This window comes from Nocardioides sp. P4_G4 (assembly GCF_056401085.1).
Genome location: NZ_JBFUKA010000024.1, coordinates 20955 through 47060 on the forward strand (window position 1 = coordinate 20955; position 26106 = coordinate 47060).

Sequence of the window (26106 nt, forward strand, 5' to 3'; positions counted from 1 at the left end):
GCATGAAGGTCCTGGTCACCGGCGCGTCCGGACTGCTGGGTCGCACCACCGCCGAGCTCCTCCTCACCCGCGGGGACGAGGTCACGGTGATGCAGCGCCACAGCGCCGGACTGGCCTGTCGCGAGGTGCTGGGCGACGTCGCCGACCCCGACGCGGTCAGGCGCGCCGTCCGGGGCCAGGACGCGGTCGTGCACCTCGCCGCCAAGGTGGACGTGGTCGGGCCCCGAGAGGCGTTCGAGCGCGCGAACGTGCGCGGCACCGCCACCCTCGTCTCGGCCGCCCGCGCCGGCGCAGTCGGCCGGTTCGTGCAGGTGTCGTCACCATCGGTGGCCCACGCCGGTCGACCCCTGAGCGGGGCCGGTGCGGAGCCGGCGGACCCGGTGCGTGCGCGGGGCCACTACGCCCGCACCAAGGCCGCGGCCGAGGTTCTGGCCCTGGCCGCCGACTCGCCCGATCTCGCGGTGCTGGCAGTGCGGCCCCACCTCGTGTGGGGCCCCGGCGACACCCAGCTCGTCGCACGCCTCGTGTCCCGCGCGCGCACCGGGCGGTTGCCGCTGCTCGATGGCGGGACCGCGTTGATCGACACGACGTACGTCGATGACGCAGCCGCTTCCCTGGTCGCCGCCGTCGACGTGTGCGGACCCGACGCCCACGGTGAGGCTTTGGTGGTCAGTGGGGGAGACCCGCGTCCCGTGGCCGAGATCCTCGACCGGGTGTGCCGGGCCGCCAGGGTGCCTCCGCCGCAGCGGCACGTGCCTGCGGGCCTGGCCGTTGCGGCCGGCGCCGTCATCGACCTGGTGTGGGTGGCCACGCGACGTACCGACACTCCGCCGGTGACCCGTTTCCTCGCCGAGCAGCTGTCGACCTCGCACTGGTTCGACCAGCGGCACACCCGGAGGGTGCTGAGGTGGGCCCCGACGGTCGGGCTCGAGGCAGGATTCGAGGCCCTCGCCGAGTGGTACGACCGTCACCCCGCCGGCCGAGGCGAGCTCCCCGCATGATCAGCGAGTCCCTATGGTTGCTTCCATGACCCCAGGAAGGGTTGCCGATCAAGACCGCGCAGGGTCCCACCTGCAGCGCATCGTCTGTGTCGCTGCGGAGCTGACGACCAGCTCCGGGTGGTCCTCGGTGACGATGGCGCGACTGGCGGACGAGGTGGGCGTCAGCCGTCAGACCGTCTACAACGAGGTGGGCTCCAAGCAGGCGCTCGCCGAGGCGATGATCCACGACGAGTTCACCCGCTTCCTCGCCGTCGTCGACCGAGCCTTCGACGCACACCCCGACGACCTGGTGCAGTCGATCCACGTCGCCGCCCGGGACGTGCTCGAGATGGCGCAGGGCAATGCGCTGCTGCGGGCTGTGGTCTCTGCCACCCACGGCGCCGACACCGAGCTGCTGCCGCTGCTGACCACGCACGCCCAGCCGCTGCTGAGCACCGCCAAGACCGTGACCGCCGATCGGCTCGCTCGCTTCGCCCTGCCGTTCGACGAGCGCCATCTCGCGGCGGCGGTCGACGTGTTCGTCCGGGCTGTGCTCAGTCACGTCATGCAGCCCAGTGGTACCGCGCAACACACGGCGGAGGACATTGCCTGGATCGTCTCGCGGGTGCTGCAACGCGAGACGTAGCCCCGATCACTCGGTCGCTGTGGCGGATGGGCCGGCCTAGAGGCCGGGATGGGACCCCGTCTGAACTGGTGATGTCGGGTGGTGACGGCAAATGACCTCTGACCTGCGGAAGCGTGATTCTGGGGGCTGGGTGTGAACGACACTTCGTGAGAATTCTGCGGACTGTGTGCGGACTGTTTCGGCCTCACATGCGTCGTCCCGCAATGGCCCAGACGATCGCCCGGGGGAGTGGCGAGCGGGTCTGGCCTCACCACGGTCCTCACCACGATGCTCATCACTTCATCGGTAATGCACATTCCCTCGCCCGGCTGTTCGAAGGCAAGCCTCTCGGGGGGCTTCTGCCGGCGATCGCCAACCAGGGCCGTCGCTGACGAGGAGGGACCGACATGGAGGAGCTGCTGCGTCTGCCGGAGGATGCCGAGCTGACCGGACTGCCCGTGAACACCCTTCCGTTCTGGCGCCACCAGGGCACCGGACCCCGCTCGATCAGGCTCGGCCGACGGGTCGTCTACCGCGAGTGCGACGTGGTGGCCTGGATCGAGGACCAGCTCGACGCCGGGTGAGCAAGACGGCCCGGTTGCTCGTCATGGTGCCGACCACGTGCCCCACCTCGCCCAGCTAGACGCATCCTCCGGTTTCGCTGCCTGAGCGACGCAGGTGTCGGCGGCCGCGGCTAGCGTCGAACCCATGGCAACCCTGCTGCCCGAGCTGCTAGTGACCGACCCGGCCGCGCTGCGGGCGTGGCTCGAAGAGCACCACGCGACTTCGCTCGGCGTGCGGCTGGTACTGACCAAGAAGGGCGGCTCGGTCACCACGATCACGTGGGCGAGCGCGGTCGAGGAGTTGCTCTGCTTCGGCTGGATCGACGGCCAGGCCGGCAAGCGCGACGAGGACAGCTACACCGTGCGCATCACCCCGCGCCGGCCCAAGGGCAGCTGGTCCCAGCGAAACGTCGCGCTCGTGGCGACGCTGGAGGAGCAGGGCCGGATGACCGACGCCGGGCGCGCTGCGGTCGAGGCCGCGCGCGCCGACGGGCGGTGGGACGCGGCGTACGCCGGTCCGGCGACGCGCCAGGCGCCCGACGACCTGGCCGCGGCGATCGCGGCGGAGCCGGACGCGAAGGCGATGTTCGACGTGCTCACGAGCGCCAACCGGTTCGCGCTGATCCATCGCGTCGAGAGCATGAAGCGTGTTGAGAGCCGGGCCCGCAAGATCACCGAGATGGTGGAGATGCTGGCGCGCGGCGAGACGCTCTACCCGCAGAAGGCGGGTCACCCCGGACGGGCGGGGCAAGGCGCTAACGCCCGGCAGCAGGGTCGCCCGTGACCAAGCCGGAGTACCTGACGGCGTCGCTGCTGACGCACGCCGCGAAGCAACTCCTCGACACGTCGGCTCCGAGGGCTGGGAGCTTGTCCTAGTCGCGCCAGATATGGACCCAAGCTGGGCGAGCTGCCGCAATCCGCGCGGTCGGCACCCGCGTCTTTCCGCCGCGACGGGACTAAGTCATACGTCGGGGCGCATCAAACCCTCGTTGGGGGGACTAGGACCACCTCGGCTTCTCATTTGTCGTTCGAGGGTGCGCCCGTTCAGTACGGTCCAACCATGAAGGCGATCGTGCAAGACCGCTACGGATCCGTCGACGACCTCCATCTCGGCGAGGTGCCTCGTCCGGAGCCAGCCGCGGACGAGGTGTTGGTCCGGGTCCGGGCAGCGTCAGTGCATCCGGATGTGTGGCACGTCGTGGCCGGCCGGCCCGTGGTCCTCCGCCTCATGGGCTCCGGGGTCACTCGCCCCCGCGAGCGAGTGCCCGGGACTGACGTCGCCGGGGTGGTGGAGTCCGTCGGCAGCGCGGTGACCCGGTTCGCGCCTGGTGACGAGGTCTTCGGTGAGACCGTTCGCGGTGTCCAGTGGCGCAACGGCGGTGCGTTCGCGGAGTACGCCATCGCACCCGAGGAGGGAGTGGCGCTGAAGCCTTCCGGTGTCAGTTTCGAGGAGGCGGCCGCGGTGCCGACCGCCGGGCTCATCGCCTTGAACAATCTGCCACAACGACGGGTGCCTTCCGGATCGCGGGTCTTGGTCAACGGCGCTGCGGGGGGCGTCGGCGCGATCGCCGTGCAGCTCGCCAAGGCCTACGGTGCAGAGGTCACCGGTGTCGACAACGCGAGCAAGCTCCCACTCGTGCGATCCCTCGGCGCGGACCGAGTCATCGACTACACGTCCGAGGACTTCACGCGCAACGGTGAGCAGTGGGACCTCATCTTCGACGTGCCGGGCAACCACTCCTTCAAGGCGATCCGACGTGCACTGAACCCGAGCGGCAGCTACGTCCTGATCGGGCATGACGCATTCGGGGCAACCGGACACCGCTGGCTCGGCAGCATTCCGCGCCTCCTCGGACTCGTGGCACGCTCGGCGGTGTCTCCGCAACTGCGCGGCGGGTCCTTCGCGTCACCAGACAAGCAGCAGTTGATGGGCACGCTCGTGGGTCTTTTGGAGACGGGCCAACTGCGCGTGGTAGTCGACCGGATCTTCCCCTTGAGCCAGGCGCCACAGGCGATGCGCCACCTCATGTCCGGCCAGTCGCTAGGACGGGTCGTCGTCCGCATCGACGACTGAGAGACCGCGCTAACCGCCGCGAAGAACCTGCGCTCGCCGACCGCGATTGGGCTCAGCCCTTGGTGAACAGCATCTCCCAGTTCATGGCCCAGGTCCGGCCGTCGTCGTACGAGAACGACTGCTGCCAGACTGGCTCGTCTGGTTCATCGGCCATCCATTCGAAGCGGACCAACACGTGCCGACCGCCGATGGTGTCCGACGCGTCGAAGACGCCATGATTGCCAGCGAAGCGGCCCACTACAGGCGTGTCCAGAACGCCGGGAGCCCGCGTCGAGCTCCACCAGATCCGCCAGGTCTGATCGCTGGGGTCGAACAGTCGTAGCGTGAATCCCTCGAAGGGTGCGCCACCGTCCGCCTGAGCGGCTACCGTCATTTGGTCGATGTGRCCGATCCCGAGGAGGATCGGCGAGACGACGCTGAACGCGTCGAACTCGACCCAGTCCTCGCAGGCGGGGTCGGTGACGTCGATGAGTTTGCGGTTACGGACGCGCCAATCGCCGAAGATGAAGTCGAAGTCATGCTGTGACGAGGTCATGTCGGGGACCGTATCGGCGACGACCGACAACCACCGCTCGAACCGCAGCAGCAGATCTGTTGCGTCGCTCCGCCGCGTGTCAGCCAGGGTGGCGTCTCCGCTGCGAGGAGCTATAGCGCACCAGACATGCTTGTTAACCGATAGCGAATGCCGTCGAACCACCGATAGGCCCAGTAGACGATCCCGGCCAGAAGCGGCAAGGCCCACAGCGACGCCGCCGCAAGCCCACTGCATGCGCGATGCGGCCAAGGGCCATGCCGAGGCCCATCAGTGTCGTCTGCGCGGACGGAATCGAGACGCTCCACTCCCACGACGTGTGGGGATGACGCGGGGCCATCGACAGCATCTGCAGGGCGACGCCGACTACGACGAGCGCGATCGCAGCCGGCCACAACCAATTTGTCAGCGGGCTTCCGTAAGTTGCCACGCCGCTCAGCACGCGATCTACAGAGTGATTCCGGCATTTGACGCGCTTCTCCAGCGCTAGACCTGAGGCGGCCCGAGATCTTCAGACTGGGGGCTTAGCGATTCGAGCGTCAGCTTGGTAGGTCTCGTGCGCCAGGACCTTGGACGCGCGGTCAGCCGCGGCGCTTCACCCAGGGGCATACCGGCCGTGGAGCCTGTGCAGTTGCCAGGGGTGCGGCTCGACCAGGGACGACCCGGTGCGCTGCTGGACGAGCTGGAAGACCTCAGCCAGGGCCGGGTCTCGCCACCGCTCGTCCTCGCTCAGATCGAGCACCTCGGGCATCGGTCCGCCGCGTCGTTGTCGTCGCACCGCTGGCCGTGCGCGACCTTCGAAGTGCTGGATGATGCCCAAGACCAGATGCGCGTCGGCGAGGGGCGCTCCCGGCCACAACAGTTCCACCATCTCGGGCGCCGCGCGGAGCTTGGCGAACTCCGGGGCGAGGTCGGCGACCACGGACGGTGCCAGCTCGAGCGCCGCGGTCCACTGTTCGTCTTCGCCGTACCACCACAGCACCCGTGCCAAAGAGAGCGGGGATGTGATCAAGTACTTGACCGCGGGCGGGTACACCCGGCCATCCTTTCAGGCCCAATGGTCCCGTGAGCTCACAGCGGCGAAGCTCTGAGAATGCCCGCGAGGCCAGGGCTCATGACCTGGCCGTGCGATCTCGACTAGTGGCGCGATTGACACCAGTCGACGCATACTCCGATCGGGTCACCGGATTGTTAGAAGGACAGTTCATGGTGCAATGCAAGCGCGTCTAACCGCCGCCTGCCGGACATCCCGATATGCCGGGGACGAGGCGGGCTTGGAGTCGATGCGCGACAGTCGCGGGGAGTGAACCTCAACGAAGTGGCGTCGACCGAAGTCCTCGTGAATCTACGACTTGGTGGTGAACTTGGTGATCCAAGCGTCGTCCAGTGTCACTGTCCCGCTTCCGACAGCGTGTCGGGAAGAGGAGGCATATTTGAACCTGGATGACTGCTGTTCAGCCTGGTCTGGAAGGCGTTCGCGGTCCTTAACCACAGAGCCGTATCCGGTGAAAGTCTCGTCGATCTCCATGGTCTCCCACGTGTCGGTGAGCCAGTCGTGGACGTCGATGGTGGCGGTGAGCCTTGCTGTCGAGAGGGATCCGCTGACGTCGAGGGTCGGGACGCTGTGGGCGTCCTGCCAGCTGCCTGACTTGTCTGTCTCGTAGGTGCCCGTGCAGGAGTTGTGTACGAGTTCGAGGTAGTTGACCGAGAAGGCGTCGGGTCCGGTCTCGTGCGAAGCGTAAATCCCGACGTAGCTGTGGCGGCACCCATCTTGGCTGTCCTCGAGATGCTCGCCGAACACTGTGTACGTCTTGACCTTCTGAACGTCAGCCGCTCGTGCGGGACTCATGGGCGCCGCGCAAAGCAACGACAGCATCAAGAATGTAATCATCGCTGCAGTCGGACGTGCAGGTATCTGAAAGCTTGCGAAACCCATAGAGAACTCCCTGTGAGTGACTGGCCCCGCCAGCCACCGTAGGGGAGTCCGAGGCTGAGAGCATCACTTGGACTTGGTAAGAACCGTCGCGAGCCCGCCTGCGTCTATCCGCCGCCATAGCGCCGGCTTCCGACAATTCGGGCCGGCGACCGGAATGGCTCCCATGACACCGACCACGGGGGCCGACGCCCCGGTCAGCGGTCATCGCGGCCCGCGACGTGGGCGTAGCCCCCGGCAGCCGCGACCAGGACGCCCGCGAACAGCCCGAGGAACCATGCAGGACCGGTCTCGCCGACCTCCCCGACGGCGAAGTGCGCGGCCACCAGCACACCTAGGTAGTGCACGGCGATCTGCGAACCGACGGTGATGAGTGCACCCACCCCGAACCGCGGCCACGAGCTTAACGCGGACAGTCCGACCAGCACGAGGACGACCGCGAGAGCCGGCTCGAAGAAGAACTCCGCGCTGTACCCGCCTTCGCCGAGCTCACTGACCAGTGAGCTGAACCCGTCGTAGGGCTGGAGCAGGGCCGCGACGGCAAGCCCGGCACCCGCGAGCCCAAGCATCAGCGCGGCCGGATCGATCCGCGCCGGCCTGGCAGTACTGATCGAGGCGCGGACGCAGGACATCCCGACGGCCAACGTCCCCGTTGCGCCGAACAGCGCCAGGACGCTCAGGGCGACGGCGCCCGCGTCGATCCGCTGCGCCGAGAACTTCACCAGGCCTACGGCCCCGACGCAGCACAGTGCGCCGATTGCGGTGAGGGCGCCGGCGCCGGCGGCGGTCGAGAGCCGACGATGACCCATCGCACCCACCAGCCGCCAGACGGCGACCGCGGCAAGAACTGCCTCGAACGGCGAGAGGACTGCGAATAGGTTCCACCCGTCGACGGAGGCCTCCGCGCGGAAGGCCAACATCATGATTGGAAGCACCGCCAGCAACGAGGCCGCGGCCAGGCGGCCCACCACGGTCAGCCACCTGGCCGTGGGCGGCTCGACGAGAACGGGTGCGGGTTCCGGCTGCATGGCGGGCGCGGGTAGGACGGCGTGGCCGTCGGTCTCGACGGTCTCCACGGTGTCGAGGGTTGCCCTCGGGCCGCGCGGGACATCGACCGATGTCGGCGGGTCTACGGTCTCGTCCCGGCCGAGGGCGCGCGCGGCGGTACGGGCGACCAGTTGGCTGTCGTCGTCGGTGAGCAGGGCCAGTTGCTCGCGGGCTTGGGTCGACACCAGCTCGTCGACCCCCCGGGCCAGGCCGGCGAGCTCCTCGACGGCGCCGACCCGGACATGCGCGAACGGGCTCTTCGTCGCGGCGACCAGCTCAACGGGCAGCCCAACCTCGGCCGGGACCGGCTCCATCCGGCTGCGGGCGACGTAAAAGTCGCCCTGCACGTCGAACACCCACTTGCCTGGAGTCTGCGACGGGGTGGCTGCCCGCACCTGGTCGTAGGCGAAGTCATAGAGCTCGTCCACGGAGATGTACCCATCGCGGTTGCGATCCGCCTCCCCGGTCGCGAGGCCCTGTACGAGCGCGGACGTGAACACCGAGGGGCTCCCCTGTCCGGTCAGCTCGTCGCCCTCGAACGAGTACTCCATTGCGCTGGACGCCGTGAGTACGATCCGGCCGCGCCCGTCGAAGCGCTCCTGGAGGTCCACCCGGTCGCCGGCCCGGCTCATCCAGCCGCGGGCGAACGCGCCGCTGTAGCAGCAGTCGAGCAGCAGCACGATCCTGCGGGACCGGCTACGGGTCATCAGCCGGTTCACGAACTCCGACGGCAGCGACGTCGCCTCAAGGTGGTCCAGCTCGGTGTCAGGCATGGCGAAGTACAGTCGGCCGTCCTCGTCCTTCACGCCGTGGCAGGACAGGTGCAGGAGCAGGAAGTCGTCGACCCCGCGGTTGTCGAAGAACTCCGAGAGACGGCGCCGGACGATGTGCTCGGGCTCGTTGATCGACAGGTCGACGTCGAAGCCGCCGATGTCGGGGTCCCCGAGGACCCCCGCGAGCTCACGCGCGTCGGCGGCCGGTGATCGCAGCTGGCCCAGCCGTGGGTCGGTGTACTCGTCGTTCGCGACGATGAAGGTGCTCCGGCTCGCTTCACCCATGACCGACCACACCCGGCACAGCGCTCATCCTCCACGCCTGCTCGGCCGTTGCCCACTTCGGGAAGGACTGACCGTCCGCCGTGAGGACCCGGAACCTCCGTCGATTCGTCCTCTGGTTCGAAATCATGAGACACCTCCTGCCCGCCGACCCCAGTGCCCTGCCACCCGCAGGTGGCGTGAGTCCCACCGTGACACACGGATGCGTCCACCTGATAGGAGCACCTCGCGTCCGCAGTGATACGCGACGAGCTGGGGTCGGTCGCGGCAGTCGGCCACCCCACCGCGGACTGGTCGCTCGGTCCTAGGGTCCGGTATCCACACCTCGGCGACTCTCTAATCGCTGTCGGCCCCCGAGTGGCCCCACGCCCAACCAGGCTGTTGACGGACCCGCACCCATGTGCTCAAGTCTGAGGACAACTCGGGCGGCGGGCGAGGTGAATGGTGTGGCCACGGAACTCAGGATCGAGCTCTTCGAGCCCGATGCAGACCGCGAGACCGTCGACGAGCTCACACGCAACCTGCGCAACGAGCTGCTCGATCTCGACGTCGACTCGATTACCCAGCCGGGAGCCGGCCCCGCCCCCGAGGGCAGCAAGGGTCTTGAGCTCATGGCCATCGGGGCCCTGCTGGTCCAGGTCAAGAACTCGATCCCCGTGATCACAGCGGTGGTGTCGGCGGTGCGGTCCTGGCTGCAACGCGGGACTTCGCCGGGACGGTCGCTCAAAATCACCGTCGACGGGCGCACCCTGGAGCTGTCTGCGGCGACTGGCGAGCAGCAGCAACGGATCGTCGAGGAGTTCGTCCGGTCCTTCGGCCCAGGCGCGGCGGGCTCCGAGTAGACGCGGAACGCTGACACGTGGCTCGCTCGGCGTCAAGCTGAACGGCGGCTCAGCTCTCGGAGAGTTGCATCTAGCAGCCGCGGATGACCAAGATCCTCAGCTCGCGTGTTGCTGAACGAGGTTGAGCACGTTTCCGTCGGGAGCGCGGACGAAGAAGCGAGTCACGCCCCATGCCTCGGTCGTCAGGGGATGCACGATCTCGTACCCACGGTCCTGTGCTTGGCGGTAGGCGGCTTCGACGTCGTCGACCATGACGGTGACCACGGGGTCTACGGGCGCGGTGGCATCGCTGGTCATCACCTGGAGCGTCGCCTTGGATACTGGCGACGTGTGGCGGGCCACCCAGCCCAGGTTGAACTCCTCTTCGGTTAACCCGAGGTAGTCGCTGTAGAAGCTCCTGGAGGCGGGGAGGTCGGGTACGTGGAGGTCGGCGATGATGTGCGTGACGCGGATGGCGGACGTGTCGGCGCTCCCAGCTGGGGCGGTTTCATCTGGGGTCTGCTCCGGCACGCCCCCCAGGAGGTGGATCCAGCGCGGATCCTGCTGGCCCGAGCGGCGCTCGAGTTCGCACACCAGCGGTTGCGGGCGGCTCGCCATCCGGCGTAGGCACTCCTCGACCTGGCCCCGGTCGGCGAACCTGTACAACCGCTCGGTGCGGGTGCGCAGCTCACCCGGCGCCTGCGCGCCGCGGAGCAGCAGCACCGTGAGCAGCGCCCGCTCGTCGGGCTCGAGGGCGAGGTGCTCGTCGAGGATCTGGTGGTACTTCAGTGTCCGGCGCCCGGTGTCGGACCACACGATCCGCAATAGCCCGCGCTCCTTGAGCGACTTCGCGGTCCGCTCGACGATCTGCTGGTCGAGGTCGGTGACGGGGTCGCGGCTGCTCGTCTGGTTGCACGCCGACACCAGTGCGTTCGCGGAGAGGGGATAGGTGGCGGGCACGGTCGTCTGCTTCTCCAGCAGGCTGCCGAGGATGCGCTGGTCAGTCGCATCGAGGACGGGGAGTTCTCTCACGTCACGACCCTAGGCTGCCTTGGCACGATTGCGGCTCGAACAGCGTCTGTTTTCGCCGCCTGTCGGCGCGCGTCGGCGCCCACGTCGGCGCGTGTCGTTCCCGATTGGAGTGGTCGACGGCAACTCCGCTCCAAAACCGGCACCCGGCAGGTCTTCCGCCGCGTCTGTGCCAGTCTCACACTGGGAGCCGAACAGAGCGGGAAGGACGATGGTGCTGCGGTTTCTGCAAACCGGGGTGGGGTTGCTGCTGGGGGTCTCCGGGGCGCTGATGTGCACCGCCTCAGCATCCTGTTCGCAATCGTGGGCGACGGCATCGGCGTGGTCGCGATGGACGCGCGTTCACCACCTGCTTCCTCGTCGCAGTGGCAGTCCTGGTAGCTGCATCCCTGACCGCCTTCGGCATGACCGCTCGGGTGCGTCCTACGGAGGCAGCGACTGCTCCCGGTCCGATCTCAGGGAGCCTCCGTTGAGCATCCACACCAAGGTCCGCCATCAGGAGCAGCTGTGTTCGAAATGGCGGCAGGAGTCAGGTCGCCGGGGATCGCGGTCGCCCAGCAGTCGCCGCGCCTTGCCCAGTGCGCTTGAAGGAACGGGTCGCTCTGGACACTGGTTCTGAGACCGCCCCAGGTCAGTGCCAGACGCGGAGTCTGGTCGCCCAGGACGCTGCGTCTGGGTTGTCGACGTCGGTCACGGCGAGGAGGGTCGTCTTCCTCTCGTCGGAGTCCAGCATCATCAGTCCTTCGACCTTGACCACGCTGCCGTCGAGTCTGGGCAGGGGAACGACTTCTTGGACGTAGTCACCCCGGATACGGGCCAGGGCTGATGCCACCACCGGCCCGTCGTCGCGCGGGTCGGGGCTGTCCTCGGCTGCGGCACTGGCGATCAGGTCGCCCCCGGGCAGCGCGACGACGTCGGTGATGGCCAGGCCGACGCCGTCCACGGCGCCGAGGTCGTAGTGCACGGGACCGGTGGCCCTCACCTCTGCCGCGTCGAGCGTGCCCAGGGTGGCAGCCACGGCGGCGGATACGTCGATGTGCACGCTTCCCGAGGGCAGCCCGGCTGAGGGGAGCCCGCGGTGGAACCACTGCATCGTATTTCCGACGATGGAGGCGCCCTCGAGGTTGAGCAGCTCGAGGTCGACGGCCAGGGCAGCCGCAGCGGCGGCGTACACCTGCGCCATGTCGGCGACGACGACCCTCGGCCGACCGTCCTCGAGCCGAAGCAGGCACCACTGCATCCGGGCCGGCGAGGAACCGGAGCCCATCACCAGCACCGCTGGCGCGCCACCGACCTCGACCTGACAGGCGGCCTCGAGGTCCGGTTTGAGGTGCTTGGTCCCGGACGCCTCGTCGAACACGTCATACCCGCCGACAGGCGGAAGGAGTCGTACGCGAGTCACCGTCCCCCCACGGAACCAGGCCGCTCGGGTGGCGTCGTCGGACACCACCAGATGGCCGCCGCCGAAGGGAACGACTGCGGAGGCCGCTCGCACGGGGGCGCCGTCGCGGAATCGGAGCCGTTCAGCATCCAGCATCTCGACGTCCATGACGAGATGCTCGCAGACGCGTCACATCCAGTCGCCAACTCGCAGTCGGCGGGGGCACCGGCGGGGGGTCACATCGCCGCCTTACGGCGTGCACTCCAGCCGTCGGTCCGGCCGGGTCCGGTGGCAGAGAGCTCCGCTTCTCAGGGACCCGCGACCTCACTCATCGGGGGCACGCGATGGTCGATCCGCTGCGGCACTCGGAACTCATCGAATCCCGCCCGCTGACGGAGCGGTGTAGCGGCCGTGGACAATCTCCGTCGTCTGGTCGGTGCCTGACGTCGTCGACGATCGTGCGAACGACGATGCCTGACGCTCGCACCCAGCGGCCGTCAAGGGTCAGTGCATGACGGCGGGTGGGGCGCCCTGGTGGTCGGAAAGGTGGGTCTCCTCGCGCTTTCGAGGCAGGAACATGGCCGGGATGATGGTCAGCAGGACCAGCGACCAGGCCACCCAGTAAGTGTCGGCGAACGCGTTCGCGGCGTCCTCCAGTCCCTGGGCGATCGCTGTGGCGGGGATCTTGTCGGCGAGGGACGGGATATGAAGGGTGGCCATCGCTGGCCCGGCGAGCTTGGAGGCTTGCAGGTGGTTGGTGAGGATCACCGACATGACCGCGACGCCGCACGAGCTGGCGATCTGCTGGTTGATGTTCAGCAGCGTCGAGCCGCGGGCCACTTCGTGGGCCTTCAGCGTCTTCAGCGCAGAGGTGAACAGCGGCATCATTGTCGCGCCCATCCCGAGACCCATCACGAACAGCTCGGCGATGATGACCGGATACGGCGTGGTGGCGGTGAGCTGGGTCAGCCCGAACATCCCGATCAGGATGCCGACCAGGCCGAAGGGCACGATCTGGCCGATCGGACGCTTGTCCACCTGGGACCCCGCGATCGGCATGGTGATCATCGCGCCGATGCCTTGGGGGGCGACGAGCAGGCCGGCATGCAGCGTCGACTCTCCGCGGACCTCCTGGAAGTACGTCGGCACCAGGAGCAGCCCGCCGAAGAAGGCCGCTACGAACAAGAACATGGTGATGATCGAGATCGTGAGGTTGCGGTTCTTGAACAGCCGCAGGTCGAGTAGCGGATGTTCCGGGCGGAAGGAGTGGACGACGAAGGCCACCATCAGGACGACGCCGAGGAGCATTGAGACCCAGACGCGCGGGGCGGTCGCCGTACCTTCGGATGGGATCGACGAGACACCGAAGAGGAACAGCGCCAGACCCGGAGACATCAGCGCCATCCCGAGGAAGTCGAAGGACTCCGACGGCTCCGGGGTGTCCTTGGGCAGCACGATCCAGGCGTAGATGATCGCTACCACGCCGATCGGTGCGTTGATCAGGAAGATCCAGTGCCAGCTCGCGACCTGGATCAGATACCCACCGATGATCGGCCCGAGGATCGGACCCAGAAGCATGGGCACACCCAGGATGGCCATCAGCCGCCCGATCCGGTGTGGTCCCGCTGCCCGCGTCATGATCGTCATGCCGAGCGGCATCAGCATGCCGCCGCCGAGGCCCTGCAGCACGCGGAAGCCGATCAGGGCGCCGATGCTCCACGCGGTGGCGCACAGCACCGAGCCCATGACGAACAACGCGATCGCGGTCATGTAGAGCCGCTTGGTGCCGAACCTGTCAGCGGCCCAACCAGTCATCGGGATCACCGTGGCCAGCGCGAGCGTATAGGCGGTGACCGACCAGGCCACCGTGGAATAGGCGATCGGGTCGCCTGGACTTCCGAAGACCGTCTGGAACGTCGGGAGTGCGACGTTGACGACCGTGATGTCGAGGATCGACATGATCGCGCCGAGCACCACCACGCCGGCGATCTTCAGCACAGCGGCATCGATGCTTTCCGGCAGGTCGGGCAGATCGACTTTGCTCTCGGACGACACGGCGCCTCCTCAGGCCACAACTCCCACCGAGTCTAGGCACCACCCGGACCAGCGGTCGATGTCCGATCCGGCCGTTCCGCCGGTCCGGCTCAACGCCCTCAACACCTGGGACTGCGGCTGGTGGGAGAAGGCGACGGCAATCGACCGCGCTTCCTCCAGATGGAGTCGAGTGGGTCCGAGCCACTTCCGGAGTTTGGGTTGATCAACCCTTTGGTGCCGCCTGCTCGATGAGCTTCACGAACCGGGTGGCGTAGTGGGTGAACCCGCCCGCGTGGCTGGCGTCGTCGAACGTCACGACGGTGGAGTGGGCGCGCGCTGCCATGGCCCGTTGCGAGGCTGGGTCGATGATGCGGTCGGCGGCGGACACGGCGTACCAGCTGGGGATCGTGTGCCAGCCGGTCGGCCCCGAGGGTGTGAAGAGGATGCCGAGGTTGGTCGGTATCTGGGTCGCGGCGAGCGCCCCGGCCAGCTTCGGGTTCAGGTCCTGCGCGAAGTCGGCACGGAAGTGTGCGGGATCGATCACGGCGAGACCGTTCTGGTCGAACAGGAAGTGTCCAGGCGGGAAGGGCGGCTCGAGGAATGCGGGGGGTGCGTAACCGGCGCCGAGGTCGGTGATGGTGTCACCCTGGTCGGGGACGAAGGCGGCGGTGTACACGATGCCGAGTACGTCGGACCGGCCCGCCGAGGCATTCGACACCACGAAGCCGCCGTAGGAGTGACCGACGAGGATCTTGGGGCCAGCGACCGCGTCGAGCGCCGAGCGGACGATGGCGACGTCGCTGGTCACGTCGTGCAGGCCGAGGGTGGGTGTGACGGTGTCGTAGCCGTCCTTCTGCAGGCCGGCGACCACCCGGTCCCATGCGGAGGGCGCCGAGAACGCCCCGTGGACGAGCACGACCGTGGGTCGGGCGTCGGGGCCGGCCGAGGAGGCTGGTGCTGTGGCGGATGTGGCGGATGTGGCGGATGTGGCGAGAAGGCCGACGAACAGTGCGGCGAGGGCCAGCGCGAGCGTCCAGCTGCGCGAACGGCGCCGCGGTGGCCTGGTCGTGGATGCGTGGGACATGGTCTGCACTCCTAGGCGTGTCGGTCTCAGAGGGTGGTGATGAGTCCGCCGTCGATGGTGAAGTCGGCGCCGGTGATGTTGGCGGCGGCGTCGCTGGCCAGGAACGCCACCAGGTGGCCCACTTCTGCGGGCTGGGTGAACCTGCCGGTGACGCTTGCCGCCGCGGCGCCGGCCGCGACCGCGGCGGCATCCGTCCCGGTGGCCCGCGCGACGGTCGCGGCGACGCCGTCGGCGCCGAGCCACAGATCCGTTGCGACCGGTCCGGGGCTGATCGTGTTGACGCGGATGCCGCGTGGGCCGAACTCCTTGGAGAGGGCTTTGCAGAAGTTGGACAGAGCCGCCTTGGCCGCGCCGTAGTCGATCACGGCCGGGTCGGGAAGGAAGGCGTTGACCGAGCTGGTGGTGACTATCGAGCCCTTGCCCGTGTCGATCATCGGGACCAGCGCCGCTCGGGTGGTGCGTACGGCGGCCATCAGGTTCATCGTGAGCGAGAACAGCCACTGGTCGTCGGTGACAGAGAGGAACCCGCCGGTCCTGGTGGTCGCGGCGCCCACGTTGTTGACGAGGACGTCGATCCGGCCGTGCGCCGACAGCGCGGCCGAGACCAGGCCTGACGGACCGTCGGGGAGGGCGAGGTCGACGTACACGAAGTCTGCGTGGCCGCTGTCCACGAGCGCGTCCAGCTCGGCGGAACGCTGGCGGGCCCCGGCCACGACGTGCCCGCCCTCAGCCACCAGTGTCTGGGCGATCGCGAGCCCGATGCCCTTGCTCGCTCCCGTGACGACTGCCACGGACCCGTTGAGCCCGAGGTCCATGACCTCAGAGCCCCTGTTCCTTCAGCCACCCGAGGACGGCGTCGGCCACCTCGCGCCAGCCATGGTCGACGGTGAGTGAGTGGCCGCGACCTTCGAACTGCTTCAGCTCGGTCACCGCGGCGGACTTGCGGTACTGCTTGAGAGTCGACCGGGTGACGACGTCCGGGACGGTGTGGTCCTCGAGTCCCGAGATCAGGAGCAGGGGACCTCGGTCCTGGTTGCCCGTCTTTACCGCAGCCGGTGAGTGCAGGGTGAAGTTGGCCGCCGCGGCCTGGAACAGCGGCTTGGCCGGTGACGGGATCGTCCAGGACTCGTAGAGCTCGTCGGACTCCTCTTCGCTCACGGCGTTGCCGAAGCCGAACCGGAACTCCTTCTTCGTCAGCGAGACTGCACGGTGACGATTGGCGGGGTTGCCCAGGGCGGGCAGGCCGGCCCTGAGCTGGGCAAGCGGCAGCGGCAGGACCCCCTTGATCTGAGCTGGATCGATGGCGACCGCGGCGGCCCCCACCCCCTCGCCGAGCAGCTTCTCGGCGAGGAGGCCGCCGAAGGAGTGCCCGACGAGCACCGGAGGGGCATTCAGCTGCTCGATGATCGAGGTGAAGTGCTCGGCGGCCTCGTCGATGCCGATGTCTGCCACCAGGTCCGGCTGCGCTCGCGCTGCCGCGACGGTGCGTGGCTCGTTCGGCCAGCCGGGAGCCATCGGCTCGTAGCCGGCCTCCCGGAACAGGTCCATCCAGGGACCCCAGCTCGTGGCGTGCAGCCACAGACCGTGGATGAACACGACGGGTGTCGACGTCGATGGCATGGCGCGGGCCTCTTTCCATGGGTGCTGCGCTCGGTTTCCGCGTGCACCTCGAGACAACACCTGCGTCGTGCCGGCGGTCCAATACCTGGTGTGGCCGGATCGATAACCAGGACGTCCTCGGGCGCGCTCTTCCGCTACCGTGGGACGGCGGGCTGGGGCACCACAGTGCTCGGGGACGAGCAGGAGTGGTGGCATGGATCTCGACTYGCGTCTGGTGCGCTACTTCGTCGCGGTCGCCGAGGAGCTGCACTTCGGCCGCGCAGCCGCCCGGCTGTACCTCAGCCAGCCTGCGCTGTCCAAGCAGATCCGGAAGCTAGAAGACCAGGTCGGGGAGCCATTGCTGGTGCGCGACAGCCGACACGTCGCCATCACGGCCCGGGGAGAGCGGTTCTACGAGGACGCGAGAGAGCTGCTGGCGATCGCGGATCGGCTCCAGAGGCCGGTGCGGTCCGACAGCATCCGCGTGGCCCACATCCATGAGCTCGCGACCAGCCGTGACGTGTGCGACGCCTTCGCCCGCGCGTTCCCGGGAGTGCCGCTGCTGGAACACGCCATGGACAGCAACGCTCAACTGAGCGCACTCCTGGAGAACCGGCTCGACGTCGCCATCCTCAGGGTCACCCCGCGGATGGTCGCCGTTCAACCGCGGGGTTGGGATCACCGCCTGCTGCGCATGGAGCCCATGGTCATCGTCGGGGGCCTCGATGACGGAGACGCGAGCACTTCGTCCCTGGTCGACCAACCGCTCGTGGTGTTCGGCGACCCGGTCGAGTCCGGAAGCTACAACGCCTATGGCGCGTACCTCACTGCGCTCGAGCACGACCTCGGCATGACCATGACGTGGCTCGGCACCCCCGGGGCGTTCAGCCATTGTCTGGCCCATGTCAGACGAGCAGACCCGCAGGTCGGCCACCTCGAGTTCCTCAGCTACGGGGAACGCTACGCAGAAGCAGGACTTCCGTTTCGCCGGCCTCGAGAATGCCAGCCGTACTACCCGTGGTCGCTCGCGTGGCGAGACGACGACACGACGGACGCGACCCTCGACTTCCTCCGCGTCGCGCTGCGGGTCTCGGGCGACCGCGGTTGGCTCGAGCTCTCCGACCATGCTCCTGCTTGGCTACCCCCGGACGAGCCCGTCCGCGACGAGGCACTCGGCTAGGCCGTCATCTCCGATGCACGGAGCGTGCAGCGGAGACCGCGGCCGCAACAGTCGTGCCATTCTGGAATCATGTCGGGTTTGGCTGCGGCCCTGGACGAGTTGCCCAAGGTGGAGCTGCACTGCCACATCGAGGGCGCCATGCGGCCCTCCACGGTGGTGGAGCTCGCGCGGGTCAACGGGATCCCGCTGCCCACCGAGGACCCGACCGAGCTGTACCGGTTCGACTCGCTCGATGGGTTTCTGGACGTGTTCTGGCTGGTGCAGTCCACGCTTTGCACGCGTGCGGACTGGACACGTCTGGCCTACGAAGCCGTTCTCGACAGCGCTGCTCACGGAGTGGTTCACCAGGAGTGCTTCTTCACGCCCACTCGCCACCTCGTGGCGGGGCAAGAGCTCGGCGACATCGTGGCCGGACTCGACGAAGGTATCGCGGCCGCCGAGGAGGAGACCGGAAGTACCTGCCTGCTCATTGGTGACATGGACCGGGCCTTCGGGCCCGCGGCCGGCCGCGACCTCGTCAAGGAACTCGCCGGGCTCCGGAAATCCGGTACCCCGGCGGCCGAGCGGGTCATCGGGGTCGGAATGGACTCCACCGAGCTCGGCATCGACTCCACCACGTTCCTTCCTGGCTATGATCTCGCCCGGTCCGCCGGCTTCCGTCTCACCGGGCACCAGGGTGAGAACTCCGCGGCCTCCGACATCGCCGCGTGTCTAGATGTCCTGGGCCTGCAGCGCATCGACCACGGCGTCCCCGTCCTCGATGATGTGGACCTCACCGCCCGTATGGCCGACAAGCAGATCCCGATCACCGTCTGTCCAACATCCAACGTCGTCATCGCGCGCTGCTTCGACCGCCTGGAAGACCATGTCTACCCCCGCATGCGCGACGCCGGCCTGCTCGCGACGGTCAACACCGACGACCCCGCCCTCAGTGATCTGAACCTCGGCCAAGAGTACGCAGCCGTAGCGCGCGCGTTTGAGTTCACCTGGGGCGACATGGTGCAGATCGCTCTCGATGGCGTTGAGGCCTGTTGGCTCCCAGAGAGGGACAAGGCCGCGCTGCGGCTGCGAATAGTCGAGGCAGGGACGACTCTGCGACCCGACGACGACTCAAACGCATAGCAGGCAGACCAGACAGGTATCCCGCACGAGCGATGAGGGCAACGCGCCCTCGTCACGCCCCAGACGGCGTGCGCTCACGCGCGTCATACCGCCGCCTGTCGGCGTCGACGAGTCCCCGAGCCGCCTTGTGCGAGGGACTCTCGATTCGCGTACGCGCAGCGCTATGGCTTCCTTCGACCGAACATGCGGCCCAACCGGGCGGCCATCGACCTTGGCGGCTTGACGTCGATCAGAGTCGATGCCTCGGGCAGCGCAAGGTTCGTCGCCTGTTCCCTGGACAGGGTCGTGCGGACATGGGTGGTGTAGATCGAGGCGACCTGATCCGCGTCCACGAACCGTGCACCTTCCTCTGTCTGGACGACGATGCCGTCGAACACCGAGACCTTCTCATCGACCAGAACGGCTTGGACGGTGGCGAAGTGGTGCCCGTCGCTCGTCTGCACGGACGTACCCGGCTGAAGTGCGGTGTAGGCGATGGGGTGGTCCGGCGCTTCAGGCATGCAGAGACCTTAAGGCCGTGCCGGGATGAGCGCGACGACAAGCTCACGCGGAGATCGCGTGCGAAGTGAGGAATCCCTTGACCTCGACAYGCGCCCAACCTGCCTGGCAAGCGTGCCAGCCAGGTGTTCCGGTCCGGCGTCTATCCGCCGCGTTCCGTCCTCTCCGATTCATTCCTCGTCTGAAGCGGCGAGCGGATCAGGCGGCGGGCTTGCGTGCGATCCGGTAGTGCAGGGTCAGGAACGGGAAGCCAAAGATCCAGAACGCGTGTTCGGCGCGGAGCGCACCGTTGTCGACGTGGACGTCGAGCTGCTCCTCGAAGCCGTGCATGGCGAGCGCGGTCAGCTCATCTGCCGCCGTGTCGATGTAGGTCAGGTAGTGCCCGGCCTGGCCGTCGTGCGCCCGGCTGGTCAGCGACAGGCCACGGTCGGGTCGTGCCCGCGGAAGCAGAGTGGCGGTGAAGCTGCCCTCGGGGACGGGGAAGCCGACGCTGACGTAGCCGGTGTCGCCGTGGGTGTAGGTGGTGTAGATCCCGAGCATGATCGGCTCGTCGTCATCGGCGAACGACCGCACCCAGCCGCGCACGGACACCACGCCATCGACGCCGGTGACGGTGTCGATCCGACTGTGGATCCCGCGTTGGGCCTCTCGTTGGTTCATCGGGATGCTGGCCTGTCCGAGCGGGCGTGCCACGAGGGTGCGGTAGAGCAGGTATCCGGGCCGGACCCACAGCCGCCACTGCGGCACGATGTCGAGGGCGAACCGGGTGGTGTGCTCGTAGAACTCCCGCACCAGTGGGTCGACCTGACCGGGGTCGAGCTCCGGCCCGGCCAAGGCATCGAGGGACGCGACGATCCCGGCATCCGGGGCGTCGGCGACGTAGTCCCCGCCCAGCTCCTTGGCGAGGTCCCGGACGTAGGTGGTGCCCACGTATCTCGTCCGCGCGGGTCGAGGCACCACGAACGGTAGGTCGGCGGCGCGGACGCGTTCGGCGAGCAGGCTGACCTGGGCGTCGCGGAAGACCAGTGCGGACAGGCTGCGGTAGACGAGCACCGAGCTGCTGGCGACCACCGCAGCCGACGCGTGCCGGCGCGCGAGCACCTCCCCGACACCGAAGCCGACGACCGGGCCCATCGCGACCTTCTGCGGTCGCAGCCCCATCACCCCGACCGCGGCGCCCGTCGCCGCGCCGACCATTCGGGGACTTGCGCCAGTCACCTTCTCCGAGATCCAGCCCAGCGGTGCGGCGAGTGCCGCACTCACCGCGATGCGCTGCCACAGCGGCGGGATCTCGCCCTCCTGCTGTCGGGCACGGGCCACCGCCTCCGATGCGCCCAGCCCGGTGGCCCCGACCAACGCGGCGCCCGCGGCGGTCCTGACACCGCGGTGCGCCGCCAGCGACGCTCCCGCGATCCCTCCGATCGAGGCTGCGAAAGCGGCCGACGACGTGGTGGACACCCTCGCGACCCTAGTCCGATCCTGACGGGCACTGGCACAGGTGCGGCACAAGATCCCAAGATCAAGGGTCGCGGTCTACCGAGACTCAGCATCGAGGATCGACGGCCGGGTGTGCCTCATACCGCCGCCTGACGGCTCTCTCCGGTTGTGTTGCGAGGAGGCCCCGATTGCCGGGGCGGTGGGTTCGCAGCCGCCCCGGCGCTAGTCGCGGGTGGCGCCACCGTCGCGGTGGGTCGGGCGGTCTGGTGAGGGTTCGCTGCCGGTTGCGGCCCAGCTGGCGAGCAGCGCGAGTGCGTCGTGGGACGGGGTGCCCGGATCGGCGAGATAGGTGACCAGGCTGGTGGTGGAACCGACCTCAATGGGCAGGGACTCGAAGGGCAGGTCGAGGTCACCGACGACTGGGTGATGCAGCCTCTTCGCGCCGGTGCTGTGGATGCGGACGTCGTGGGCGGCCCAGCGGACCCGGAAGTCGTCGCTGCGGGTGGACAGCTCGCCGACCAGGGCAGACAGCTGGTGGTCGTAGGGGTTGCGGCCGGCTTCGGCACGCAGCAGCGCGACGGTGTCGTTGGCCACGACGTCCCATTCCCGGAACAGTGTCGTGGCGCGCGGATCGAGGAACACGAGGCGGGCGTTGTTCACCGGTTCGTCGGTGTCGTAGAAGGGGTAGAACAACGCCCGGCCGAGCTGGTTGGTGGCGAGCACGTCGAGTCGGCCGCTGAGCACGACGGCGGGCACGGTCGGCATCCCGTCGAGCAGGCGCTGGATCGTCGGCCGGATCCGGTGGGCTTTCGGCCGGGGCCGTCTCGCGGCACGGGTCGGCGCGCCTGCGGTGCGGAACAGGTCGAGCAGGTGTGCGCGCTCGGCGTCGTCGAGGCGCAGTGCATGTGCGATGCCGTCGATCACGCCTTCCGACACGCCCGTTGCGTCGCCTCGCTCCAGGCGGACGTAGTACTGCGGGGACACCCCGATCAGGAGCGCGGTCTCCTCCCGGCGGAGCCCCGGGACCTGGCGGCGGTCGCCTCCGAATGACGGGAGGCCCGCCTGTTCCGGGGTGATCCGGGCCCGGCGGGTGCTGAGGAACTCCCGGATCTCGGCGCGCGCGGCGTCGCGGGGGCTCGGTCCGGGTGCGGTCATGTGGCCACTGTACGAAGGCGATGACCGATGTGGGGGTCACTGCTGGTGACCCTCATGGCAGGGACTCCCGGCCGCGGTCAGGCGCTGGTTGTGTGGTTGATGGCGGCCCATCACGACCGCTGCCCACCGCCTGATCCACGAAGGAAGTCTGATGAAGAACGCGCATCTCGGTGACCTCACGGTCTCCCGCATCGGCCTCGGCGCCATGACCATGGCCGGGACGTACACGACCGGCGGACCGCTCGACGACTCCGAGTCCGTCCGCGCCATCCACCGAGCCCTCGAGCTCGGCATCACCCACATCGACACCGCCGAGGTCTACGGGCCGTTCCACAGCGAAGAGGTCGTCGGGCGTGCGGTCAAGGGCCGACGGGACGAGGTGAGGATCGCGACCAAGTTCGGTCTCGTGCGCCACCACGGTGACACCCACGAGCTCGGCACCGACAGCAGGCCCGCCAGCGTCCGGGCAGCCGTCGAGGGCTCCCTTCGACGCCTCGGCACCGACTACATCGACCTGTACTACCAGCACCGTGTCGACCCCGGCACGCCGATCGAGGAGACGGCCRGAGCCGTCGCCGACCTCATCGCCGAGGGCAAGGTCCGGCACTTCGGACTCTCCGAGGCTGCGCCGGACACGATCCGCCGCGCCCACGCCGTTCAACCGGTCGCCGCGCTCCAGACCGAGTACTCCCTGTGGACCCGTGACGTGGAGGACAAGATCCTGCCCCTCCTGCGTGAGCTCGGCATCGGCTTCGTGCCCTACTCGCCTCTCGGGCACGGCCTGCTCACCGGACAGATCCGCACCGTCGACGACTTCAGTGATGACGACTGGCGCAAGACCAACCCCCGCTTCACCGGCGACAACTTCCAGCGCAACCTCGCCCTCGTCGACGAGGTCACCGCGATCGGCGCCGAGATCGGTGCCACCCCGGCGCAGACGGCGCTGGCCTGGCTCCTCACGCGTGGTGACGACATCGCTCCCATCCCGGGCACGCGCCGCATCGCACGCGTCGAGGAGAACACTGCGGCTGCGGACATCGAGCTGACCGCCGACCAGCTGCAGCGGCTCGACTCCCTCGAACCCGCGGCGGGCGAACGACACGACGAGACCAACATGGCCACGATCGACCGCTGACGCCACAGCCCAAACGTCCAGGTCGGCCGCGACGGAGGCGCGGCTATCTGCGTCTTTCCGCCGCGAACCGGACGCGCGGATCCTGTGCCCAACGCCGCCGGTAGGCGCAGGCTGCTGGCACATGAAGAACCTCAGTGCCTGTACTCGGCTTGCCCTAGCTTGGATGGTGGGCTCACGACGACGAGTGACCAAGGTTCAAGGGGCATCGGGCTCCTTCGAGGCTGGTGCGTCCAGGTTCCCGGACGCAATCATCTGCTCGAATGCCCCGTAGCGCTCGCGCTCAAGGCGACTCTGCTCGGCATCCATGTGGCCATGCCGGGCGGCCAAGCGCACAACGAGGTACAGCAATAGAAACGCGACGACAAGTGCCAGCATGGTCGCAGGCTAGATGCTCTTGACCGGTGGTGAACTGCTCTTTGTATTCAGCAGGGGTCCGCGTCACGCCGCCGCCTGTCGACGCGTATTCGAGCTACCGGATCTACCGATTTGAGGACGTTGCAGTTGCCCAAGCCCGTTGTTGACGTGCACCGAGCCATGACGGCAGGCCGTCACTGGGATCCGGTTGTCCCGATTGAACGGGTTCTGACAACGAGGCGCCACTCGCGGTTGCTGGAGGACCTTCGCCTCTGGATGTGACGCCGCACGCAGACAAGGATGCTCCGTGTTGGCGCACTGAAGGACGGTGTTGTCTCTCGTCAGCAGCAGCGGACAGGAGAAGCCATGCGAACACACCGGATGGCGCGGGTCGGCCTCGCCGTCGTGGCGCTACTGACCGCCGCCGCGCTGAGCCCCGTGGGGGCGCAGGCCCCAACGAGTCAGCAAATGCCGATCGGAAGCAGACTCACGACGCGGGTCCTCACCACCGACGGGTCCGACCGCTTCAAGGTCGCGATCTCTAACGGCGTGATCAACATGTCGGCGCCCGCGACCAACACCGGGGCCAACCTGCGCGAGGTGTTCTGGCCGACCGGCCAGCCGTCGTTTCGCGACGGCCAGGTCTGCGCCAGCTGGCAGTACGAGTCCACCCAGTCCATCCAGGAGGGCCTTGCACTTCGTTTCGTTACAGGGCTTGGGAGCCGGGTGTTGGCGCTGACTGTCGACAAGAACGTGTGGGCCCAGGCGTACTGGACGTTGTGGGTCGTCGGTTGGGACACTGCCTCGCCCGAGGTGTTCACCGGTATCGCGAACAAGGACGTGGGTGCCGTCGTCTCGCCGTACGGCGAGTACCTGCCATTGCCGTGGCGGGTCTGCGCCCGAGTTGTCGGATCGGCCCTGACGTTCAAGATCTGGGTGCCGGCTCGGGAACCGGAGCCGAGCTGGACGGATCCGACGCACGCTGGCACGGCGACCATCCCAGCCAAGTACAACGTCCCGGGGAAGTTCGGTTGGTACGTCGGGCACATCCCACCGGGTGGCAGTGCCCTGTACGGCGACCTGCAACTGTGGCGGTTCGGCGGCTGAGTCACCCGGAACCCGGCAGGGTTTGACCATCCAGGCGTGCATCCGGCGTTTCGCGCCGCCGAGAACAGATGCGCGGATCTGCCGATGTGTGGTCCTCGCGGACATCGCGCTAGTCCCAAGCGCACGGCTCCGGGGGACGCCGCGCGAGAGGCCGCCCATAGGAATTGCCACCGCTGCCCCGAAGTACCCCGCGACTCTGAAGAAGTACGTGACAACACACAGGGCGCTCAAGACAGCGACAGCGCGTGCAATGGCACCGAGAGCGGGACAGTCGAGTGCGGGATCCTCGCTCCGATCCCAGCCCGTCGGCGTCGTGGTGTCGTCCTCCACGAATGAGACCGGTAAACGGCGTCACCAATGGGCACACACCAGACAAGACTTTCTAGGATCATTGCCACCCGTCGCGGCGAGGGCCTGCGTCATACGTCGTGAGAGGGGGTCGGAGTGGTCACTGACGACGAAGTGGGGTTCGCGGAGTTCGTGGCTGCGCGCAGCGGCGCGCTGTCACGCACGGCCTGCCTGCTGACCGGCGACCACCACCTCGCTCAGGACCTCCTGCAGGCGGCGCTGCTGCAGGCGGCGCGGCACTGGCGTCGCATCCACACCTCGCCGGAGGCGTACGTCCGCCGAGTGATGTACCACCAGAACATTTCGTGGTGGCGGCGGCGCCGGATCGCCGAGACCTCGCTGGAGTCCTACGACAACGCGACGATCACCGCCGACACCGACCTGCGGCTCAGCCTCGACCAAGCACTCGCCCGGCTTACGCCCAAGCAGCGCACCGTCCTGGTGCTGCGCTTCTACGAGGACCTCACCGAAGTTGAGACTGCACGTGCGCTCCAGCTCTCGACCAGCACCGTGAAGTCCACGACTCGCCAGGCTCTGGCCCGCTTGCGCGCACTCGCGCCTGAGCTCGCCGAGCTGATCGGAGCAGACGCATGACCGACGAGCTTCGCACGACGCTGCAGCGCCTCGCCGACTCAGCCGAGGCGCTGCCGGTGCCCGACGACCTCTGGCAGCGCGCGCAGTCGGCACGACGCGTCCGGGTGCTGGCCGCCGCCGCGCTCGCTGTCCTGGTCTCGCTCGGCGGCGTGGCAACGCTGTGGTCGCTACCGGCGCACTACACGCGTATGCCGTCCTCGGGGGTCGGCGAGGGGGCGATCCCAAGCCGGATCGAGGACCCGGGCGATCTGAGCACGACCGACGACCTCGCCGTTGGGAGGGCTTCGGTGGCCTTCGTCGCAAGGAGCTCCGACGTGGTCGTGGTGACTGCGGTGGACGGCCACTACCACGCCCTCGCGCTTCCCGAGGCCCCGCTGACCGGACCGGTCCGACTCAGCCCGGACGGCACCATGCTGGCC

The 26106-nt window shown here is 68.2% G+C and carries 26 protein-coding genes; 12 read left to right on the forward strand and 14 right to left on the reverse strand.

Going from position 1 to position 26106, the window contains the following annotated elements; all coding sequences use genetic code 11:
• Nucleotides 1-2: 2 nt before the first annotated feature.
• The 5 genes from AC1DQF_RS07665 (at nt 3) to AC1DQF_RS07685 (ending at nt 4242) form a co-directional block, all read left to right on the forward strand.
• Nucleotides 3-1001 carry an NAD-dependent epimerase/dehydratase family protein gene (locus AC1DQF_RS07665; protein WP_477524620.1) on the forward strand — a complete coding sequence of 333 codons (999 nt, stop codon included), beginning with the start codon at nt 3-5 and terminating at the stop codon, nt 999-1001.
• 25 nt (nt 1002-1026) lie between these two features.
• Complete coding sequence (locus AC1DQF_RS07670; RefSeq protein ID WP_477524621.1) at nt 1027-1626, forward strand: TetR/AcrR family transcriptional regulator; 600 nt, start codon at nt 1027-1029, stop codon at nt 1624-1626.
• Between the two features lie 386 nt (nt 1627-2012).
• Nucleotides 2013-2189 (forward strand): helix-turn-helix transcriptional regulator, encoded by a 177-nt coding sequence (locus AC1DQF_RS07675; protein WP_477524622.1) that lies wholly within the window; start codon nt 2013-2015, stop codon nt 2187-2189.
• A gap of 124 nt (nt 2190-2313) precedes the next feature.
• Nucleotides 2314-2952 carry a YdeI/OmpD-associated family protein gene (locus AC1DQF_RS07680; protein ID WP_477524623.1) on the forward strand — a complete coding sequence of 213 codons (639 nt, stop codon included), beginning with the start codon at nt 2314-2316 and terminating at the stop codon, nt 2950-2952.
• A gap of 276 nt (nt 2953-3228) precedes the next feature.
• Nucleotides 3229-4242 (forward strand): NAD(P)-dependent alcohol dehydrogenase, encoded by a 1014-nt coding sequence (locus AC1DQF_RS07685; protein ID WP_477524624.1) that lies wholly within the window; start codon nt 3229-3231, stop codon nt 4240-4242.
• 52 nt (nt 4243-4294) lie between these two features.
• Here AC1DQF_RS07685 and AC1DQF_RS07690 read toward each other — a convergent pair whose 3' ends face one another.
• The 4 genes from AC1DQF_RS07690 to AC1DQF_RS07705 all read right to left on the reverse strand — a co-directional run bounded on the left by AC1DQF_RS07690 (nt 4295) and on the right by AC1DQF_RS07705 (nt 8812).
• The gene (locus tag AC1DQF_RS07690; RefSeq protein ID WP_477524625.1) at nt 4295-4777 is read right to left on the reverse strand and encodes a hypothetical protein; all 483 of its coding nucleotides are present in this window, start codon (nt 4775-4777) and stop codon (nt 4295-4297) included.
• A 592-nt stretch (nt 4778-5369) separates the two neighbouring features.
• A complete protein-coding gene (locus AC1DQF_RS07695) occupies nt 5370-5810 on the reverse strand; it encodes a hypothetical protein (RefSeq protein WP_477524626.1) in 441 nt (146 codons plus the stop codon).
• Between the two features lie 309 nt (nt 5811-6119).
• A complete protein-coding gene (locus AC1DQF_RS07700; RefSeq protein WP_477524627.1) occupies nt 6120-6623 on the reverse strand; it encodes a hypothetical protein in 504 nt (167 codons plus the stop codon).
• Nucleotides 6624-6904: 281 nt separating this feature from the next.
• Nucleotides 6905-8812, reverse strand: coding sequence for a caspase family protein (locus tag AC1DQF_RS07705; RefSeq protein WP_477524628.1), 1908 nt, complete (start codon nt 8810-8812; stop codon nt 6905-6907).
• A gap of 443 nt (nt 8813-9255) precedes the next feature.
• Here AC1DQF_RS07705 and AC1DQF_RS07710 point away from each other — a divergent pair, with 443 nt between their 5' ends.
• On the forward strand, nt 9256-9651 hold the full coding sequence (locus AC1DQF_RS07710) for an effector-associated constant component EACC1 (RefSeq protein WP_477524629.1): 396 nt from the start codon (nt 9256-9258) through the stop codon (nt 9649-9651).
• A 96-nt stretch (nt 9652-9747) separates the two neighbouring features.
• On the opposite strand, the gene AC1DQF_RS07715 is transcribed toward AC1DQF_RS07710, so the two are convergent.
• From AC1DQF_RS07715 to AC1DQF_RS07740, 6 genes are all read right to left on the reverse strand, one after another.
• Nucleotides 9748-10662 (reverse strand): DUF480 domain-containing protein, encoded by a 915-nt coding sequence (locus AC1DQF_RS07715; protein WP_477524630.1) that lies wholly within the window; start codon nt 10660-10662, stop codon nt 9748-9750.
• A 628-nt stretch (nt 10663-11290) separates the two neighbouring features.
• Entirely contained in the window at nt 11291-12208 is a 918-nt protein-coding gene (locus AC1DQF_RS07720; RefSeq protein ID WP_477524631.1) for a DUF6910 family protein, read from the reverse strand.
• A gap of 336 nt (nt 12209-12544) precedes the next feature.
• Complete coding sequence (locus tag AC1DQF_RS07725; protein ID WP_477524632.1) at nt 12545-14095, reverse strand: DHA2 family efflux MFS transporter permease subunit; 1551 nt, start codon at nt 14093-14095, stop codon at nt 12545-12547.
• A gap of 202 nt (nt 14096-14297) precedes the next feature.
• Entirely contained in the window at nt 14298-15158 is an 861-nt protein-coding gene (locus AC1DQF_RS07730; protein WP_477524633.1) for an alpha/beta fold hydrolase, read from the reverse strand.
• Nucleotides 15159-15184: 26 nt separating this feature from the next.
• The gene (locus AC1DQF_RS07735; protein WP_477524634.1) at nt 15185-15973 is read right to left on the reverse strand and encodes an SDR family oxidoreductase; all 789 of its coding nucleotides are present in this window, start codon (nt 15971-15973) and stop codon (nt 15185-15187) included.
• Nucleotides 15974-15977: 4 nt separating this feature from the next.
• Nucleotides 15978-16778 (reverse strand): alpha/beta hydrolase, encoded by an 801-nt coding sequence (locus AC1DQF_RS07740; protein ID WP_477524635.1) that lies wholly within the window; start codon nt 16776-16778, stop codon nt 15978-15980.
• A 193-nt stretch (nt 16779-16971) separates the two neighbouring features.
• On the opposite strand from AC1DQF_RS07740, the gene AC1DQF_RS07745 reads away from it, so the two are divergent.
• Complete coding sequence (locus AC1DQF_RS07745) at nt 16972-17937, forward strand: LysR family transcriptional regulator (protein WP_477524636.1); 966 nt, start codon at nt 16972-16974, stop codon at nt 17935-17937.
• Nucleotides 17938-18006: 69 nt separating this feature from the next.
• Nucleotides 18007-19059, forward strand: a complete 1053-nt coding sequence (gene add, locus AC1DQF_RS07750; protein ID WP_477524637.1) for an adenosine deaminase — start codon at nt 18007-18009, stop codon at nt 19057-19059.
• Between the two features lie 161 nt (nt 19060-19220).
• Here the strand turns inward: add and AC1DQF_RS07755 are convergent, their stop codons facing one another.
• The 3 genes from AC1DQF_RS07755 to AC1DQF_RS07765 form a co-directional block, all read right to left on the reverse strand.
• The gene (locus AC1DQF_RS07755; RefSeq protein WP_477524638.1) at nt 19221-19559 is read right to left on the reverse strand and encodes a hypothetical protein; all 339 of its coding nucleotides are present in this window, start codon (nt 19557-19559) and stop codon (nt 19221-19223) included.
• Nucleotides 19560-19755: 196 nt separating this feature from the next.
• A complete protein-coding gene (locus AC1DQF_RS07760) occupies nt 19756-21015 on the reverse strand; it encodes a hypothetical protein (protein ID WP_477524639.1) in 1260 nt (419 codons plus the stop codon).
• 201 nt (nt 21016-21216) lie between these two features.
• The gene (locus tag AC1DQF_RS07765; RefSeq protein WP_477524640.1) at nt 21217-22149 is read right to left on the reverse strand and encodes a helix-turn-helix transcriptional regulator; all 933 of its coding nucleotides are present in this window, start codon (nt 22147-22149) and stop codon (nt 21217-21219) included.
• 151 nt (nt 22150-22300) lie between these two features.
• Between AC1DQF_RS07765 and AC1DQF_RS07770 the strand changes: the two genes are divergently transcribed.
• Nucleotides 22301-23284, forward strand: a complete 984-nt coding sequence (locus AC1DQF_RS07770) for an aldo/keto reductase (RefSeq protein WP_477524641.1) — start codon at nt 22301-22303, stop codon at nt 23282-23284.
• A gap of 195 nt (nt 23285-23479) precedes the next feature.
• Here AC1DQF_RS07770 and AC1DQF_RS07775 read toward each other — a convergent pair whose 3' ends face one another.
• Entirely contained in the window at nt 23480-23659 is a 180-nt protein-coding gene (locus tag AC1DQF_RS07775) for a hypothetical protein (RefSeq protein ID WP_477524642.1), read from the reverse strand.
• Between the two features lie 345 nt (nt 23660-24004).
• Between AC1DQF_RS07775 and AC1DQF_RS07780 the strand changes: the two genes are divergently transcribed.
• From AC1DQF_RS07780 to AC1DQF_RS07790, 3 genes are all read left to right on the forward strand, one after another.
• Nucleotides 24005-24745: a hypothetical protein gene (locus AC1DQF_RS07780; protein WP_477524643.1), complete on the forward strand. Its 741-nt coding sequence runs from the start codon at nt 24005-24007 to the stop codon at nt 24743-24745.
• Between the two features lie 444 nt (nt 24746-25189).
• A complete protein-coding gene (locus tag AC1DQF_RS07785) occupies nt 25190-25687 on the forward strand; it encodes a SigE family RNA polymerase sigma factor (protein ID WP_477524644.1) in 498 nt (165 codons plus the stop codon).
• Nucleotides 25684-26106 (forward strand): hypothetical protein (locus tag AC1DQF_RS07790; protein WP_477524645.1); only part of this gene is annotated, 423 nt, incomplete at its 3' end. The genes AC1DQF_RS07785 and AC1DQF_RS07790, both read left to right, overlap by 4 nt.